Origin of the sequence: Pseudomonas sp. NFIX10, from assembly GCF_900111955.1 — a bacterium.
GTDB classification, from domain to species: Bacteria; Pseudomonadota; Gammaproteobacteria; order Pseudomonadales; family Pseudomonadaceae; genus Aquipseudomonas; species Aquipseudomonas fluorescens_AA.
This window is the reverse complement of the sequence record NZ_FOKH01000008.1, coordinates 114,807-131,613: the sequence shown is the minus strand read 5'-3', so window position 1 is coordinate 131,613 and position 16,807 is coordinate 114,807. Positions and strand designations below refer to the sequence as shown.

The window sequence follows — 16,807 nt, the reverse complement described above, 5'->3', positions numbered from 1 at the left end:
AGAAACACACAGCCACCCCTGTGGGAGCGAGCTTGCTCGCGATGGTGGCGGTACATTCGGCATTGATGCAAGCTGATCCGCCGCTATCGCGAGCAAGCTCGCTCCCACAAGGGATTAGCGGTGAAACACAATCTTGTGCCATGCCCACAACAGCCAGTAACAGCAAAAAGGCGCCTTTCGGCGCCTTTTGCTTTGTTGCAGTCACAACGATCAGGCCATTTCGGCCGTGGTTTCGAAGTCGAAGGTCAGTTCGCCATCCTTGATGTCGATGTGAACCACACCGCCATGCTCGGCCAGCTCGCCAAAGAGGATCTCCTCCGCCAGCGGACGCTTGATCTTGTCCTGGATCAAGCGAGCCATCGGCCGCGCGCCCATCGTCACATCGTAACCACCTTCGGCCAGCCAACTGCGGGCCGCATCGGTAACCTCCAGCAACACACGCTTGTCTTCGAGCTGCGCCTGAAGTTCGGTAAGGAACTTGTCCACCACGCTCTTGATGACTTCATGACTGAGGCGACCGAACTGGATAATGGTGTCCAGGCGGTTGCGGAATTCAGGCGTGAAGCTCTTCTTTATCACTTCCATCGCATCGGACGAGTGGTCCTGATGGGTGAAACCGATCGAAGCGCGAGCTGCGGTTTCGGCACCGGCGTTCGTGGTCATGATGAGGATCACGTTGCGGAAGTCCGCCTTGCGCCCGTTGTTATCGGTCAGCGTACCGTGGTCCATCACCTGCAGGAGCAGGTTGAAGACTTCCGGATGCGCTTTCTCGATTTCGTCGAGCAGCAATACGCAGTGCGGTTGCTTGGTGATGGCTTCGGTCAACAGGCCGCCCTGGTCGAAACCGACATAGCCCGGAGGCGCACCGATCAGACGCGATACGGTATGGCGCTCCATGTACTCGGACATGTCGAAGCGCACCAGCTCGATGCCCATCGCCTTGGCCAACTGCCGCGCCGCCTCGGTCTTGCCGACCCCGGTAGGACCGGCGAACAGGAACGAGCCCACCGGCTTGTCCGGTGACTTGAGACCGGCGCGGGACAGTTTGATGGCGGTCGACAGCGAGTCGATGGCCGCATCCTGGCCGAACACCGTCAGCTTCAGGTCACGCTCCAGGTTACGCAGCAGTTCCTTGTCGGAACTGGTGACGTGCTTGGGCGGAATACGCGCGATTTTCGCCACGATGTCCTCGACCTGAGGCACTTCGATGCGCTTGACGCGCTTCTCCACGGGCTGCAGGCGCTGGTAGGCACCCGCTTCATCGATGACGTCGATGGCCTTGTCCGGCATGTGCCGGTCGTTGATGTAGCGCGAGGCCAGTTCAGCCGCCGCGCGCAAGGCTTCATCGCTGTATTCGATGTTGTGGTGCAGCTCGAAACGACCCTTCAGGCCGCGCAGGATGCCAATGGTGTCTTCCACCGAAGGCTCCGACACATCGACCTTCTGGAAACGCCGGGCCAGGGCACGGTCTTTTTCGAAGATCCCGCGAAATTCCTGGAACGTGGTCGAGCCGATGCAACGGATATCGCCCGACGACAGCAGCGGCTTGAGCAGGTTCGACGCATCCATGACCCCGCCCGACGCCGCCCCGGCACCGATAATGGTGTGGATTTCGTCGATGAACAGAATTGCCTGCGGACGTTTTTTCAGTTCGCCGAGCAACGCCTTGAAGCGCTTCTCGAAATCGCCGCGGTATTTGGTGCCGGCCAGCAAGGCACCCAGGTCGAGGGAGTACACCACGCTGTTGGCCAGCAGGTCCGGCACCTGGTTATCGACGATGCGCTTGGCCAGGCCTTCGGCAATCGCGGTCTTGCCCACGCCTGCCTCGCCCACCAGCAATGGGTTGTTCTTGCGCCGCCGGGCCAGGATCTGGGCCACGCGCTCGACTTCCGCCTCGCGCCCGACCAGCGGATCGATCCGGCCCTGGCGCGCCAGTTCGTTCAGGTTGCTGGCATAGGCATCCAATGGGTTGCCTGAAGAAGAAGACTCACCGCCCTCGTCGTCCTGCATATCCTGCTCACCCTCGGAATGATCGCCATGCCCCGGCACCTTGGAGATGCCATGGGCGATGTAGTTGACGACATCGATACGCGCAACGCTCTGCTGCTTGAGCAGGAACACCGCCTGGCTTTCCTGCTCGCTGAAGATGGCAACCAGCACGTTGGCGCCGGTGACTTCACGCTTGCCCGAGCTCTGTACGTGGAAGACAGCACGCTGCAGGACACGCTGGAAGCCCAGGGTTGGCTGGGTTTCACGATCCTCGTCATGCACGGGGATCAATGGCGTGGTGGAGTCGATGAACTCCTGCAGATCATGCTTGAGTTTATCGAGGTTCGCGCCGCAGGCACGCAAAACGGTGGCGGCAGCCTCGTTATCCAATAGGGCCAGCAGCAGGTGCTCGACGGTCATGAATTCATGACGCTTCGAACGAGCCTCCTTGAAGGCAAGATTGAGGGTGACTTCGAGCTCGCGGTTTAACATAGCTTCACCTCATACCCAAGTGGTCGGCGTTAACCGTCCTTCTCGATTTCACAGAGTAGCGGATGCTGGCTTTCCCGGGCGTACTGGTTGACCTGCATGGCCTTCGTCTCGGCGATGTCGCGGGTAAACACTCCACATACTGCCCGCCCCTCTGTATGGACGGCCAGCATGACCTTGGTCGCCAGCTCCCGATTCAGGTTAAAAAACACCTCGAGCACTTCGACGACGAAATCCATCGGTGTGTAGTCATCGTTGAACAAAACCACCTTGTACATCGGTGGCGCCTGTAATGCGGGCTTTGCTTCCTGAACAGCAATGCCTGCGGAATCGTCGTCGTGTAGATCCGGGCGATCCTGATTGAATGTTAGTCGAATCTGGCTGACTGCATGCATGGAAAGAAAGGTTCGTTTAGTTGGCGAATACAGTGATGGGGGCGCTTGTGGGCGATTTCAACCACGACCACCGGAGCCACCTTGACTATCGGGAAAACGGTGTTACAACCAATAGAGCCCATCATGGGTTAAAAAGGTCCGTGGAATCTATCCTGTTAACAAGATTAGCCTGCGGATGGACTGGATGATACTCCAGTGATGGAGTGCGTTGCAGAGGGAAATGGGTTATGTCGGTCGTCAAGATGAAGGGTAAGGTGAAATGGTTCAATAATGCCAAGGGTTACGGTTTCATTCTTGCGGACGGCAAGGATATTGGAGACCTGTTTGCCCATTTTTCGGCGATCGAGATGGACGGCTACAAGACCCTGAAGGCCGGGCAGCCTGTGACATTCAACGTCATCCAGGGACCCAAGGGCCTGCACGCGATCAACATCAAGGTTGTCCTCGCCGAAGACGCGCCCGCCCCTGTCAATGTCACTGTCAGGGTCACCGAGCTCCATTGACCGGCAGTCGCCACCCCGACTGAATGAAAATGCCCGGTTCGATCACTCGAACCGGGCATTCGCGCTGAGCGCCGATTCGCTTACATGTGCGAGATCAGGGCATCACCGAAGCCCGAGGACGATACCAGCTTGGCGCCCTCCATCAGGCGTTCGAAGTCATAGGTCACGGTCTTGGCCGAAATCGCGCCGTTCGTGCCCTTGATGATCAGGTCGGCCGCTTCGGTCCAACCCATGTGGCGCAGCATCATTTCCGCCGACAGAATCAGCGAGCCCGGGTTGACCTGGTCCTTGCCGGCATACTTGGGCGCGGTACCGTGGGTGGCTTCGAACATCGCCACGGTGTCGGACAGGTTGGCGCCCGGCGCGATACCGATACCGCCCACTTCCGCCGCCAGGGCGTCGGACAGGTAGTCACCGTTCAGGTTCAGGGTGGCGATCACGTCATACTCGGCCGGACGCAACAGGATCTGCTGCAACATCGCATCGGCGATGGCGTCCTTGACGATGACGTTCTTGCCGGTCCGCGGGTTCTTGAACTGCATCCACGGCCCGCCGTCGAGCAGGGTCGCGCCGAACTCTTCGGCCGCCACTTCGTAGGCCCATTCCTTGAAGGCACCTTCGGTGAACTTCATGATGTTGCCTTTATGCACGATGGTCAGCGAATCGCGGTCGTTGTCGACCACATATTGCAGGGCCTTGCGAGCCAGGCGCTTGGTGCCCTGCTTGGAAACCGGCTTGACGCCGATGCCGCAATCCTCGTCGAAACGGATCTTGGTCACGCCCATTTCTTCTTTCAGGAACTTGATGACCTTGGTGGCTTCGGGCGAGCCGGCTTTCCACTCGATGCCCGCGTAGATGTCCTCGGAGTTCTCGCGGAAGATCGTCATGTCCACGTCGCCAGGCTTCTTGACCGGGCTTGGCACACCTTCGAACCAGCGCACCGGACGCAGGCAGACATACAGGTCGAGCTGCTGGCGCAGCGCTACGTTCAACGAACGGATACCGCCACCGACCGGCGTGGTCAGCGGGCCCTTGATGGAAACCACGTAGTCCTTGACCGCATCCAGGGTTTCCTGGGGCAGCCAGGTGTCCTGGTCATAGACCTGTGTCGCTTTCTCACCGGCATAGACTTCCATCCAGGAAATCTTGCGCTTGCCGCCATAGGCCTTCTGAACCGCAGCGTCCACAACCTTGATCATGACCGGACTGATATCGACGCCAATGCCGTCGCCTTCGATGAAGGGGATGATCGGGTTGTCGGGAACATTAAGAGAATGGTCTGCATTGACGGTGATTTTGTCACCGACGGCTGGAACCTGAATCTTTTGATACCCCATGCTGAACTCCATTGCTTGGATTGAACATCTGGCTGCGTTCGAGCGTACCCCAGTTGAATCGGCGCGCAAACCCTACGTTAGGCCCATCGGCGGCAAAGCGTTGCACTTCGCCGCGTACAACCCTGAAAACCAAGGGAAAAGCGCCAAACATGAGCATAGTCCGCCCCAGGGGTACTGCGACGTTTAGACCAATGGACGTGTACGGAAGTCTATGAACCATCGGCAGATCGCCAGCTACCTATGTATAATGCCGCCGCTGACCATAGGGTCACGACGGCTGACGGCTCTATCACAGGACTTTCCGCCAATTTAAAAGCCGGACCGTTACCGCGGCCCAACCGCTTGACGCTCGACTGATGCACCCAACATCACCGCGAAGAAACCTCGACATTCGGTTCACGGATGACTTTGAACGAACGCGCTTACCCGGCGCCCCTCGAGTTTCTGCGCATGCTTTAGCAAAGAAGAGAGTTAATCCGAATATGCCCACCCGCTCGAAGATCATCTATACCTTCACCGACGAAGCGCCTGCCCTCGCCACCTATTCGCTGCTGCCGATCGTCGAAGCCTTTACCGCTTCGGCCGATATCGCCGTGGAAACCCGCGATATTTCCCTCGCAGGGCGCATCCTGGCCAGCTTCCCCGAGCAACTGGGTGACAAAGCCGTAGCCGACCACCTCGCCGAACTGGGCGACCTGGCCGTTACGCCTGAAGCCAACATCATCAAGCTGCCGAACATCAGCGCCTCGGTGCCGCAACTGCAGGCCGCGATCAAGGAATTGCAAGCCCAGGGGTACGCACTGCCGGACTACCCGGAAACCGTGACCACCGACGCCGAGAAAGACGCTCGCGCCCGTTACGACAAGGTCAAGGGCAGCGCCGTGAACCCGGTCCTGCGCGAAGGCAACTCCGACCGCCGCGCACCGCTGTCGGTCAAGAACTACGCGCGCAAGCACCCGCACAAAATGGGCGCCTGGGCCGCGGACTCCAAGTCCCACGTAGCCCACATGAGCACCGGCGATTTCTACGGCAGCGAAAAAGCCGCCCTGATCGACGCCGCCGGCAGTGTGAAAATCGAGCTGATCGCCCAGGACGGCACTGCCACTGTCCTGAAGGAAAAAACCACCGTACAAGCCGGTGAGATCCTCGACTGCGCCGTGATGAGCAAAAACGCCCTGCGCGACTTCATCGCCGCTGAAATCGAAGACGCCAAGCAAAAAGGCGTGCTGCTGTCGGTTCACCTCAAGGCCACCATGATGAAGGTCTCCGACCCGATCATGTTCGGCCAGATCGTTGCCGAGTTCTATAAAGACGCCCTGGCCAAGCACGCACAAGTGCTGGAGCAGATCGGCTTCAACCTGAACAACGGCATCGGCGACCTGTACGCCCGCATCAAGGCCCTGCCGGCCGAGCAGCAGGCGCAGATCGAAGCCGACATCCAGGCGGTCTACGCGGCGCGCCCATCCCTGGCGATGGTCAACTCCGACAAAGGCATCACCAACCTGCACGTGCCGAGCGACGTGATCGTCGACGCCTCGATGCCGGCCATGATCCGTGACTCCGGCAAGATGTGGGGCACCGATGGCCAACTGCACGACACCAAGGCGGTGATCCCGGATCGCTGCTACGCCACCATCTACCAGGCGGTGATCGAAGACTGCAAGCAACACGGCGCCTTCGACCCCACCACCATGGGCAGCGTGCCGAACGTCGGCCTGATGGCCAAGAAAGCCGAAGAGTACGGCTCCCACGACAAGACCTTCCAGATCAAGGCCAACGGCGTGGTCCGCGTTTCGGACAGCACCGGTCGTACCTTGCTGGAGCAGAACGTCGAGGCTGGCGACATCTTCCGCATGTGCCAGACCAAGGACGCGCCGATCCAGGATTGGGTCAAACTGGCCGTCAACCGTTCCCGCGCCAGCAGCACCCCGGCGATCTTCTGGCTGGACCCGATGCGCGCCCACGACGGCGTCGTCATCGAGAAAGTCCAGACCTACCTGAAGGACCACGACACCAGCGGCCTGGACATTCGCATCATGTCGCCTGTCGACGCGATGAAGTTCACCCTGGGCCGCACCCGCGAAGGCAAGGACACCATCTCGGTGACCGGCAACGTGCTGCGTGACTACCTGACCGACCTGTTTCCGATCATGGAACTGGGCACCAGCGCCAAGATGCTGTCGATCGTGCCGCTGATGAACGGCGGTGGCCTGTTCGAAACCGGCGCCGGCGGCTCGGCACCCAAGCACGTTCAGCAGTTGCTCGAAGAGAACTTCCTGCGCTGGGATTCCCTGGGCGAGTTCCTGGCCCTGGCCGCGTCCCTCGAACACCTGGGCGTGACCTACAACAACCCGAAAGCCCTGGTGCTGGCCAAGACCCTCGACCAGGCCACCGGTGAGTTCCTGGACCGCAACAAATCGCCTTCGCGCAAGGTCGGCGGCATCGACAACCGCGGCAGCCACTTCTACCTGACCCTGTTCTGGGCCCAGGCACTGGCCGCTCAGAATGACGACGCGGCCCTCAAGGCCCAGTTCGCTTCCCTGGCCAAGACATTGACCGACAACGAAGAAAAGATCGTTGCCGAACTCAATGCCGTGCAAGGCAAGCCCGTGGACATCGGCGGTTACTACTTCGCCAACCCCGAGCTGACCAGCAAGGCCATGCGCCCGAGCGCCACCTTCAACGCGGCGATTGCTGCGCTGGTGTAAGGTTGTAAGGGAACATCACGAACCCCGGCCTTGTGCCGGGGTTTGTGTTTCCGACAAATAATTCCAATGTAAACACGAACCCAATGTGGGAGCGGGCTTGCCCGCGAATGCGGTTTATCATTCAACATCTCTATTGACTGACCCAGCGCTTTCGCGAGCAAGCTCGCTCCCACAGGGTCCGTGTTCAAAATTTGACATTGAGGAAAGCTCCATGGACTGGCAACCCCACATCACCGTCGCCACCATCGTCGAGGACAACGGCCGCTTCCTGATGGTGGAAGAATCCAAGGGCGGACGCGCGGTGCTCAACCAGCCCGCCGGTCACCTGGACCCCGATGAAACGCTGATCGAGGCCGCCGTGCGCGAAACCCTGGAAGAAACCGGCTGGGACGTCGAGCCCACCAGCGTGGTAGGCATTTACCTGTACACCGCCCCCAGCAACGGTGTGACCTACCAACGCGTCTGTTTCGCCGCCAAGGCCTTGCAACACCACCCCGATTATCAATTGGACGACGGCATCCTCGGCGCCAAATGGCTGACCCGCGACGAATTGCTCGAGCGGCGCGAGCACTGGCGCAGCGAGTTGATCATCCGTTGCATCGACGATTATCTGGCCGGCCATTGCCACAGTCTGACGCTGATCCGTCCTTCTCTTTAGCCTTGCGCGCCCGGGCCTGATAGAATCGCGTCCTTTTTCAAGACACTCATTGAATCCCTATGCGTGATCCAGCCCCTTCCGACACACCCAAGAAGCGCGTCATTGTCGGCATGTCCGGCGGCGTGGACTCTTCCGTTTCCGCCCTTCTGCTGATCGAGCAGGGTTACGAGGTGGAAGGCCTGTTCATGAAGAACTGGGAAGAAGACGACGGAACCGAATATTGCACCGCCATGGATGACTTGGCGGACGCCCAGGCCGTGTGCGACAAGATCGGCATCAAGCTGCACACCGCCAACTTCGCCGCCGAGTACTGGGACAACGTGTTCGAGCACTTCCTGGCCGAATACAAGGCCGGTCGCACGCCGAACCCGGACATCCTCTGCAACCGCGAAATCAAGTTCAAGGCGTTCCTCGACTACGCCATGATGCTGGGCGCCGACCTGATCGCCACCGGCCACTACGTGCGCCGCCGCGACATCGACGGCCGCACCGAACTGCTCAAGGGCCTGGACCCGAACAAGGACCAGAGCTACTTCCTGCATGCCGTCGGCGGCGAGCAGATCGCCAAGACCCTGTTCCCGGTAGGCGAACTGGAAAAGCCCGAAGTGCGCGCGATTGCTGAAAAACACCAGCTCGCCACCGCCAAGAAGAAGGACTCCACCGGGATCTGCTTCATTGGCGAGCGCCGCTTCAGCGACTTCCTCAAGCAATACCTGCCAGCCCAGCCGGGCGAGATCAAGACGACCGAAGGCGAAGTCATCGGCCGCCACCATGGCCTGATGTACCACACCATCGGCCAGCGCCAGGGCCTGGGCATCGGTGGGCTGAAAGATGCCGGGGAAGAGCCGTGGTACGTGCTGGTCAAGGACCTGGAGCACAACGAGTTGATCGTCGGCCAGGGCAACGACCATCCCTGGCTGTTTTCCCGCGCCCTGCTCGCCTCCGAGATCTATTGGGTCAACCCGATCGACCTCGGCGAACCACGCCGCCTGACGGCCAAGGTTCGCTACCGCCAGAGCGACCAGCCCTGCACCCTGGAAAAAACCGCCACAGGCTATCGCGCCACCTTCGATGACCCGCAGCGAGCGGTCACACCCGGCCAATCCGTGGTGTTCTACGACGGCGACATCTGCCTGGGCGGCGGCGTGATCGAAGTCGCAGAGCCCTGGAGCAGCCAGGCATGAACCCAATCCAGGAACAACTGACGGCATTGGGTGGCGTGTTTCTCGCCGCCGTGCTGGTGGACAGGATCGCCAAGACCGGCCAGGCCACCGAGGCGGGCGTGGCCTGCATGCTCGGCAGCCTGCTGGTTCGCGACCCCAAGGACACCCTGGAAGTCTATGGCGGCGACGACCTGAACCTGCGCGAAGGCTATCGTGCGCTGATCGGCGCCCTGGAGCGCGACCCCAGCGCCTTGCAACGCGAGCCGCTGCGTTATGCCCTGTCGATGCTGGGCCTCGAGCGCCAGTTAGCCAAGCGCGACGACCTGCTGGAGACCATCGGCAAACGCCTGCCGCAGATCCAGTCCCAGGTCGAGCACTTCGGCCCGGCTCACGAAAACGTCGTCGCGGCCTGCGGTTCGCTGTACCAGGACACCTTGAGCACCTTGCGCCAGCGCATCCAGGTGCATGGCGACATGCGCAACCTGCAACAGCCAAGCAATGCCTCGAAGATCCGCGCCCTGCTGCTGGCCGGGATTCGCTCGGCACGACTTTGGCGGCAGTTGGGTGGCCATCGCTGGCAACTGGTGATTAGCCGCCGCAAATTGCTGAAAGAGCTTTACCCGTTGATGCGCAACGAATAAGTCGCCTCGACCTGCCTTTTTGTGGCGAAGGCGCTTGCTCCCTCGCCACAGGTAATAAACAGTTTTAGCTTGTTACGCGTAGTACGCCGGTCAGTTGGCGACGGACCGGCACCTGTTTTCATGTATGATACGCGCCCCATTTCGTTGCCCGACTGTCCGAGAACACCCCATGCAGCTTTCTTCGCTCACTGCGGTTTCCCCTGTTGACGGCCGCTACGCCGGCAAAACCCAGGCCCTGCGCCCGATTTTCAGCGAGTACGGCCTGATCCGTGCCCGCGTCCTGGTTGAAGTGCGCTGGCTCCAGCGCCTGGCCGCCCACCCTGCCATCGGCGAAGTGCCGGCGTTTTCCGCCGAAGCCAACGCAGTGTTGAACGCACTGGCAGAAAACTTTGTGCTGGAGCACGCCGAGCGCGTCAAAGAAATCGAGCGCACCACCAACCACGACGTCAAGGCCATCGAATACCTGCTCAAGGAGCAGGCGGCCAAGCTGCCGGAGCTGGCCAATGTCAGCGAGTTCATCCACTTTGCCTGCACCAGCGAGGACATCAACAACCTGTCCCACGCCCTGATGCTGCGCGAAGGCCGCGATGAGGTGATGCTGCCCCTGATGCGCCAGACCGCCCAGGCCATCCGCGAACTGGCGATCCGCTTCGCCGACGTGCCAATGCTGTCGCGTACCCACGGTCAACCGGCTTCGCCGACCACCTTGGGCAAGGAGCTGGCAAACGTGGTCTACCGCCTGGAGCGCCAGATCGCCCAAGTGGCCGCCGTGCCGCTGCTGGGCAAGATCAACGGCGCCGTGGGCAACTACAACGCCCACTTGTCGGCCTACCCGGACATCGACTGGGAAGCCAATGCCCGCGCCTTCATCGAAGACGAGCTGGGCCTGAGCTTCAACCCGTACACCACCCAGATCGAACCGCACGACTACATCGCCGAGCTGTTCGATGCGATCGCGCGCTTCAATACCATCCTGATCGACTTCGACCGTGACATCTGGGGCTACATCTCCCTGGGCTACTTCAAGCAGCGCACCATTGCCGGCGAAATCGGTTCTTCGACCATGCCGCACAAGGTCAACCCGATCGATTTCGAAAACTCCGAAGGCAACCTGGGCATCGCCAACGCGCTGTTCCAGCACCTGGCGAGCAAACTGCCGATCTCCCGCTGGCAGCGCGACCTGACCGACTCCACCGTGCTGCGCAACCTGGGCGTGGGCTTTGCCCACAGCGTCATTGCCTACGAAGCCAGCCTCAAGGGCATCAGCAAGCTGGAACTGAACGAGCAGAAGATCGCCGCCGACCTCGACGCTTGCTGGGAAGTCCTGGCCGAGCCGATCCAGACCGTGATGCGTCGCTACAACATCGAAAACCCGTATGAAAAGCTGAAAGAGCTGACCCGTGGCAAGGGCATCAGCCCTGAAGCGCTGCAGACTTTCATCGATGGCCTGGACATGCCTGCCGAGGCCAAGGCAGAGCTGAAGAAGCTCACGCCGGCCAGCTACATCGGCAACGCGGCGGCGCAAGCCAAGCGCATCTGATCCACGGCTTTACCTTTGAGACGCCCGGCCGCGCCGGGCGTTTTTATTCGCGTCTGAAAAGTATATTTTTTCAATAGGTTACACATGAATCCTGATATTCCTCTGCAACTCCTGGGCGGCATCACGGCACGGGAATTCCTGCGCGACTACTGGCAGAAAAAACCCCTGCTGATCCGTCAGGCGATTCCTGACTTCCAAAGCCCGATCGACGCCGACGAACTGGCCGGCCTGGCCCTGGAAGAAGAAGTCGAATCGCGCCTGGTGATCGAACACGGCCAGACCCCTTGGGAAATGCGTCGCGGCCCGTTCGCCGAAGACGAATTCAGCAAGTTGCCGGAGCGCGAGTGGACCCTGCTGGTGCAGGCGGTCGATCAGTTCGTACCGGAAGTCAGCGAACTGCTGGAAAACTTCCGCTTCCTGCCGAGCTGGCGCATCGACGATGTGATGATCAGCTTCGCCGCCCCCGGTGGCAGCGTGGGTCCGCATTTCGACAACTATGACGTGTTCCTGCTGCAAGGCCATGGCCAGCGCAACTGGAAGATCGGCCAGATGTGCGACTCCGAAAGCCCGCTGCTGCAGCACGCCGACCTGCGCATCCTCGCCGACTTCGAAGCCACCGACGAGTGGATCCTGGAACCGGGCGACATGCTCTACCTGCCGCCGCGCCTGGCGCACTGCGGCGTGGCCGTGGACGACTGCATGACCTACTCGGTGGGTTTCCGTGCGCCAAGCGCCGCTGAAGTACTGACCCACTTCACCGACTTCCTGAGCCAGTTCCTGCCGGACGAAGAACGCTACACCGACGCCGACGCGCGCCCGGTGACCGACCCGCACCAGATCCAGCAAGACGCCCTGGACCGCCTCAAGGGCCTGCTGGCCGAGCACATGAGCGACGAGCGCCTGCTGCTGACCTGGTTCGGCCAGTTCATGACCGAGCCGCGCTACCCGGAACTGGTGGTGGGTCCGGAAATGGAAGATGACGAGCTGTTGGCCGGCCTGGAGCAAGGCGCGGTGATCATCCGCAACCCAAGCGCGCGCTTGGCCTGGTCGGAAGTCGACGACGACCTGCTGCTGTTCGCCAGCGGCCAGAGCCGTTACCTGCCGGGCAAGCTGCGCGAACTGCTGAAGATGATCTGCGCCGCCGACGCCCTGCACAGCGAAAACCTCGGCCCATGGCTGGCCGACGAAGACGGTCGCAGCCTGGTCTGCGAGCTGGTCAAGCAAGGCAGCCTGGGGTTCGCCGATGAATAAAATTCACGTTCGTGTCGCAGACTGGCAAAAGGATAACGCCGAGATCCGGCGCATTCGTGAGACCGTGTTCATCGCCGAGCAGTCCGTCCCGCCCGAGCTGGAATGGGATGCCGACGACCAGGGCGCGGTGCATTTCCTGGCGTTTGAAGGCGATTTCCCCATCGGCACCGCGCGCCTGCTGACCGACGGCCACATCGGCCGTGTCTCGGTCCTCAAGGACTGGCGCGGCCTGAAAGTGGGCGATGCGTTGATGCACGCGGTGATCGCGCAAGCCGAGAAACGCGGGCTCAAGCAACAAATGCTCAGCGCCCAGGTGCATGCCACGCCGTTCTACGAGCGGTTGGGGTTTGCAGTGGTCAGTGAGGAGTTCCTGGAAGCCGGGATTCCCCATGTGGACATGGTGCGGCATTCGGCCTGAAACCGCAGCGCGGCCATCGCGAGCAAGCTCGCTCCCACAGGAGGCCGGCGGTGAACCTATGATTCATGTACGCCTGCCTCCCATGTGGGAGCGAGCTTGCTCGCGATGAGGCCCTCAAGCCTTACCAAAAAACGCCCTGGCATCCCCCGATGCCGGGGCGTTTTGCCGTCTACCATTCAACTTGCCCCACCCCGGGCCGACAAACTGGCAATATCAAGCCTTTGTCTCGCGGAGAAATGGACATGCCTCTACGCACCCTCCTGGTCACCCTGCTGCTCGGTTGCAGCCTGTCGGTCATGGCCGATACGCAAATCGTGCCGCTGAACTACCGCACCAGCGCCGACCTGTTGCCGGTGGCGCAGAATTTCATCGGCAAGGACGGCCAGGTCAGTGCCTACGGCAACCAACTGATCGTCAACGCCGAGCCCGGCAAGATCGAAGAACTCCGGCAATTCCTGGCCCTATTGGACACCGCGCCCAAGCGCCTGCTGATCACGGTCGACACCAACGAAAACAACCTACAGGGCGATCAGGGTTACTCGATCAACGGTGCCGCCCCCAGCCAGACCCGCATCATCAACCGCAGCACCGCCAGCCGCGACGGCGGCGTACAGCAGGTGCAGGCCAGCGAAGGCCAGCCGGCGCTGATCCAGGTGGGCCAGAGCGTGCCGTTCACCAGCAGCCAGACCGACAACTATGGCCGGATGCAAAGCCAGACCGAATACCGCAACGTCACCCAGGGTTTCTACGTGACCGCCAGCGTCACCGGCGACACCGTCCACCTGAACATCAGTACCAACCGTGACCGCATGAGCCAGGAACGTCCCGATGTAGTGAACGTTCAGAGTACCGACACAACTGTCAGCGGACGCCTCGGCGAATGGATCACCCTGGCCGGCGTGAATCGCCAGACTCAGGCCGACAAACAGGGCCTGACCCGCAGCTACTCGACACAAGGCCGCGACGACATGATTTTGCGGGTCAAGGTCGACACCCTGAACTGAAGCACCAAAAACTGACTGATGAGTCGTATTAGACCAAAGATGTAGTGCTATAAAAAAAGCACTACAAAACGTTTGACGGGCCAAAAAACCGAAGGCATGATGGCCTCGCTCCCGCTAATCAGGGGCCCTGGCAAGGGCCTTCGGGTCGACGCTTGCAACTACCCTGCGAGCCGATTCGTGTCTGTACCGCCCACAAGGTGTGTTTGACGAGGTTGCGACTGGAACGAAGTTGTCCCGAGGGACGGAAGCGTAACTAGGTAACCCGGCATCACTCTGAGTTCGTATTGAAGGCCCACGACGCCCGAATGCGCCCGCAGTTCGCCCCTACCTGCTCACTTTCCCCTCGAGCCCCTCGTTCATCCCGTCGCCGCCTCGCCTGAACCGACCTGTACGCCAACCCCCCGGTCGGCAGGAGCAGGAATTTTCCACCAAGACCTATGCGACGAGGTTTATCTCCATGGCACTGACACGCGAACAGCAAATTGCAGCCCTTGAAAAAGACTGGGCTGAAAACCCGCGCTGGAAAGGCGTGAAGCGCAATTATTCCGCTGCTGACGTCGTCCGTCTGCGTGGCTCGGTTCAACCTGAGCACACCTTTGCGAAAATGGGCGCCGAGAAGCTGTGGAACCTGGTCACCCAGGGCGCCAAGCCAGCCTTCCGTCCCGAGAAAGATTTCGTCAACTGCATGGGCGCCCTGACCGGCGGCCAGGCTGTGCAGCAAGTCAAGGCGGGCATCCAGGCAATCTACCTGTCGGGCTGGCAAGTGGCTGCGGACAACAACTCCGCCGAGTCGATGTACCCCGACCAGTCGCTGTACCCGGTGGATTCGGTTCCAACCGTGGTCAAGCGCATCAACAACTCGTTCCGTCGCGCCGACCAGATCCAGTGGAAAGCCGGCAAGAACCCGGGCGACGAAGGCTACATCGACTACTTCGCACCGATCGTGGCTGACGCCGAAGCCGGTTTCGGCGGCGTCCTGAACGCCTACGAACTGATGAAGAGCATGATCGAAGCAGGCGCCGCCGGCGTTCACTTCGAAGACCAACTGGCCTCGGTGAAGAAATGCGGCCACATGGGCGGCAAGGTTCTGGTTCCAACCCAGGAAGCCGTGCAGAAGCTGACTGCTGCCCGCCTGGCCGCCGACGTTGCCGGTGTACCGACCATCATCCTGGCCCGTACCGACGCCAACGCCGCTGACCTGCTGACCTCCGACTGCGACCCGTACGACCAGCCGTTCGTGACCGGTACCCGCACCCAGGAAGGCTTCTACAAGGTGCGCGCCGGTCTCGACCAGGCCATCGCCCGTGGCCTGGCCTACGCGCCGTACGCCGACCTGATCTGGTGCGAAACCGCCAAGCCGGACCTGGACGAAGCCCGTCGTTTCGCCGAAGCGATCAAGAAGGAATACCCGGACCAACTGCTGTCGTACAACTGCTCGCCTTCCTTCAACTGGAAGAAAAACCTGGACGACGCGACCATCGCCAAGTTCCAGCGCGAACTGTCCGCCATGGGCTACAAGCACCAGTTCATCACCCTGGCCGGCATTCACAACATGTGGCACAGCATGTTCAACCTGGCGCATGACTACGCCCGCAACGACATGACCGCCTACGTGAAACTGCAAGAGCAGGAGTTCGCCGATGCCGCCAAGGGCTACACCTTCGTGGCTCACCAGCAGGAAGTGGGCACCGGCTACTTCGACGACATGACCACCGTGATCCAGGGTGGCACTTCGTCGGTGACCGCGCTGACCGGCTCCACCGAAGAAGAACAGTTCCACTGATTCACACGCTTGCCTCGAGCAAGCGGCCCTTGCGGACCGGATAAAAACTAACCGCAAAGCCGATGATCTGAAGCCCCGACTGGTTCGGGGCTTTTTTTCGCCGTTTTTTTACACTTTGAAGTGACTGACCAACTGCTGCAACTGGTTACCCAGGCGCGCCAGCTCGATGCTGGACGCTGCGGTTTCTTCGCTGGCCGAGGCGGTCTGTTCGGATACATCGCGCACGCTCAGGATACTGCGGCTGATGTCCTCGGCCACCGAGCTTTGTTGCACCGCAGCAGCGGCAATCTGCTGATTCATGGCCTGAATGCCAGAAACCGCCTGGGTGATGTTGCCCAGGGAGATGCCAGCCTTGCCGGCCAGTTCCACGCTGCTGTCGGTCAATTCGCGGCTGTTTCGCATGATACTCGACACCTGGCGTGTGCCGTTCTGCAAGCCCGCCACCAGGCTCTCAATCTCTTCAGTGGAATGCTGGGTACGCTGGGCCAGCCCACGTACTTCGTCGGCGACCACAGCAAAACCGCGTCCGGCGTCCCCCGCGCGGGCGGCCTCGATGGCGGCATTAAGGGCCAACAAGTTGGTCTGCTCAGCCACCGCCTTGATCACGTCCATGATCTTGCCGATGCGCGCGCTTTCATGTTCCAACTCATCCATGGCTTCGACGGAGCGCCCGACTTCGCCGGCCAAACGCTCGATCTGAACGATGGCCTGCGCGACCACTTGGTCGCCGATACGGGCCTGTGCATCGGCCTCCGATGCGGCAGTGCAAGCCTGTTCGGCATTACGCGCGACTTCATGCACGGTGGCCGACATTTCCTGCATGGCGGTGGCCACCTGGTCGGTCTCGGTCTTCTGGCTATTGACCCCGGCGCTGGTCTGCTCGGTGACGGCCGATAACTCTTCGGCGGCGCTGGCGATTTGGGTGACG

Annotated in this window: 14 protein-coding genes; 10 read left to right on the top strand and 4 right to left on the bottom strand. The window is 60.9% G+C overall.

Annotated elements, in window-relative coordinates:
• Positions 1-210: 210 nt before the first annotated feature.
• Together clpA and clpS are read right to left on the bottom strand one after the other, a co-directional pair.
• Complete coding sequence (gene clpA / locus BM321_RS09920; protein ID WP_072406802.1) at positions 211-2,481, bottom strand: ATP-dependent Clp protease ATP-binding subunit ClpA; 2,271 nt, start codon at positions 2,479-2,481, stop codon at positions 211-213.
• A 29-nt stretch (positions 2,482-2,510) separates the two neighbouring features.
• Positions 2,511-2,873, bottom strand: coding sequence for an ATP-dependent Clp protease adapter ClpS (clpS, locus tag BM321_RS09915; RefSeq protein WP_003180089.1), 363 nt, complete (start codon positions 2,871-2,873; stop codon positions 2,511-2,513).
• Positions 2,874-3,100: 227 nt separating this feature from the next.
• Here clpS and BM321_RS09910 point away from each other — a divergent pair, with 227 nt between their 5' ends.
• On the top strand, positions 3,101-3,376 hold the full coding sequence (locus tag BM321_RS09910) for a cold shock domain-containing protein (protein WP_092442363.1): 276 nt from the start codon (positions 3,101-3,103) through the stop codon (positions 3,374-3,376).
• 80 nt (positions 3,377-3,456) lie between these two features.
• Here the strand turns inward: BM321_RS09910 and icd are convergent, their stop codons facing one another.
• A complete protein-coding gene (gene icd / locus BM321_RS09905) occupies positions 3,457-4,713 on the bottom strand; it encodes an NADP-dependent isocitrate dehydrogenase (protein WP_060741560.1) in 1,257 nt (418 codons plus the stop codon).
• 482 nt (positions 4,714-5,195) lie between these two features.
• On the opposite strand from icd, the gene BM321_RS09895 reads away from it, so the two are divergent.
• The 9 genes from BM321_RS09895 to aceA all read left to right on the top strand — a co-directional run bounded on the left by BM321_RS09895 (position 5,196) and on the right by aceA (position 15,879).
• Positions 5,196-7,421, top strand: a complete 2,226-nt coding sequence (locus BM321_RS09895) for an NADP-dependent isocitrate dehydrogenase (RefSeq protein ID WP_092442362.1) — start codon at positions 5,196-5,198, stop codon at positions 7,419-7,421.
• A gap of 211 nt (positions 7,422-7,632) precedes the next feature.
• Positions 7,633-8,079, top strand: coding sequence for an NUDIX hydrolase (locus BM321_RS09890; protein WP_092442361.1), 447 nt, complete (start codon positions 7,633-7,635; stop codon positions 8,077-8,079).
• A 59-nt stretch (positions 8,080-8,138) separates the two neighbouring features.
• A complete protein-coding gene (mnmA, locus tag BM321_RS09885) occupies positions 8,139-9,263 on the top strand; it encodes a tRNA 2-thiouridine(34) synthase MnmA (protein WP_072406814.1) in 1,125 nt (374 codons plus the stop codon).
• Positions 9,260-9,883, top strand: a complete 624-nt coding sequence (gene hflD / locus BM321_RS09880; RefSeq protein WP_060741554.1) for a high frequency lysogenization protein HflD — start codon at positions 9,260-9,262, stop codon at positions 9,881-9,883. Before mnmA ends, hflD begins: the two co-directional genes overlap by 4 nt.
• A gap of 169 nt (positions 9,884-10,052) precedes the next feature.
• Entirely contained in the window at positions 10,053-11,423 is a 1,371-nt protein-coding gene (gene purB / locus BM321_RS09875; protein WP_053123194.1) for an adenylosuccinate lyase, read from the top strand.
• A gap of 84 nt (positions 11,424-11,507) precedes the next feature.
• Positions 11,508-12,674 carry a ribosomal protein uL16 3-hydroxylase gene (locus BM321_RS09870; protein WP_092442360.1) on the top strand — a complete coding sequence of 389 codons (1,167 nt, stop codon included), beginning with the start codon at positions 11,508-11,510 and terminating at the stop codon, positions 12,672-12,674.
• Complete coding sequence (locus tag BM321_RS09865; RefSeq protein ID WP_092326731.1) at positions 12,667-13,092, top strand: GNAT family N-acetyltransferase; 426 nt, start codon at positions 12,667-12,669, stop codon at positions 13,090-13,092. The genes BM321_RS09870 and BM321_RS09865 overlap by 8 nt, the downstream gene beginning before the upstream one ends.
• A 242-nt stretch (positions 13,093-13,334) precedes the next feature.
• Positions 13,335-14,096 carry a secretin N-terminal domain-containing protein gene (locus BM321_RS09860; protein ID WP_092442359.1) on the top strand — a complete coding sequence of 254 codons (762 nt, stop codon included), beginning with the start codon at positions 13,335-13,337 and terminating at the stop codon, positions 14,094-14,096.
• A 457-nt stretch (positions 14,097-14,553) separates the two neighbouring features.
• A complete protein-coding gene (aceA, locus tag BM321_RS09855; RefSeq protein ID WP_014337679.1) occupies positions 14,554-15,879 on the top strand; it encodes an isocitrate lyase in 1,326 nt (441 codons plus the stop codon).
• A 108-nt stretch (positions 15,880-15,987) separates the two neighbouring features.
• On the opposite strand, the gene BM321_RS31260 is transcribed toward aceA, so the two are convergent.
• The gene (locus tag BM321_RS31260; RefSeq protein WP_371856616.1) at positions 15,988-16,692 is read right to left on the bottom strand and encodes a methyl-accepting chemotaxis protein; all 705 of its coding nucleotides are present in this window, start codon (positions 16,690-16,692) and stop codon (positions 15,988-15,990) included.
• Positions 16,693-16,807: the final 115 nt, after the last annotated feature.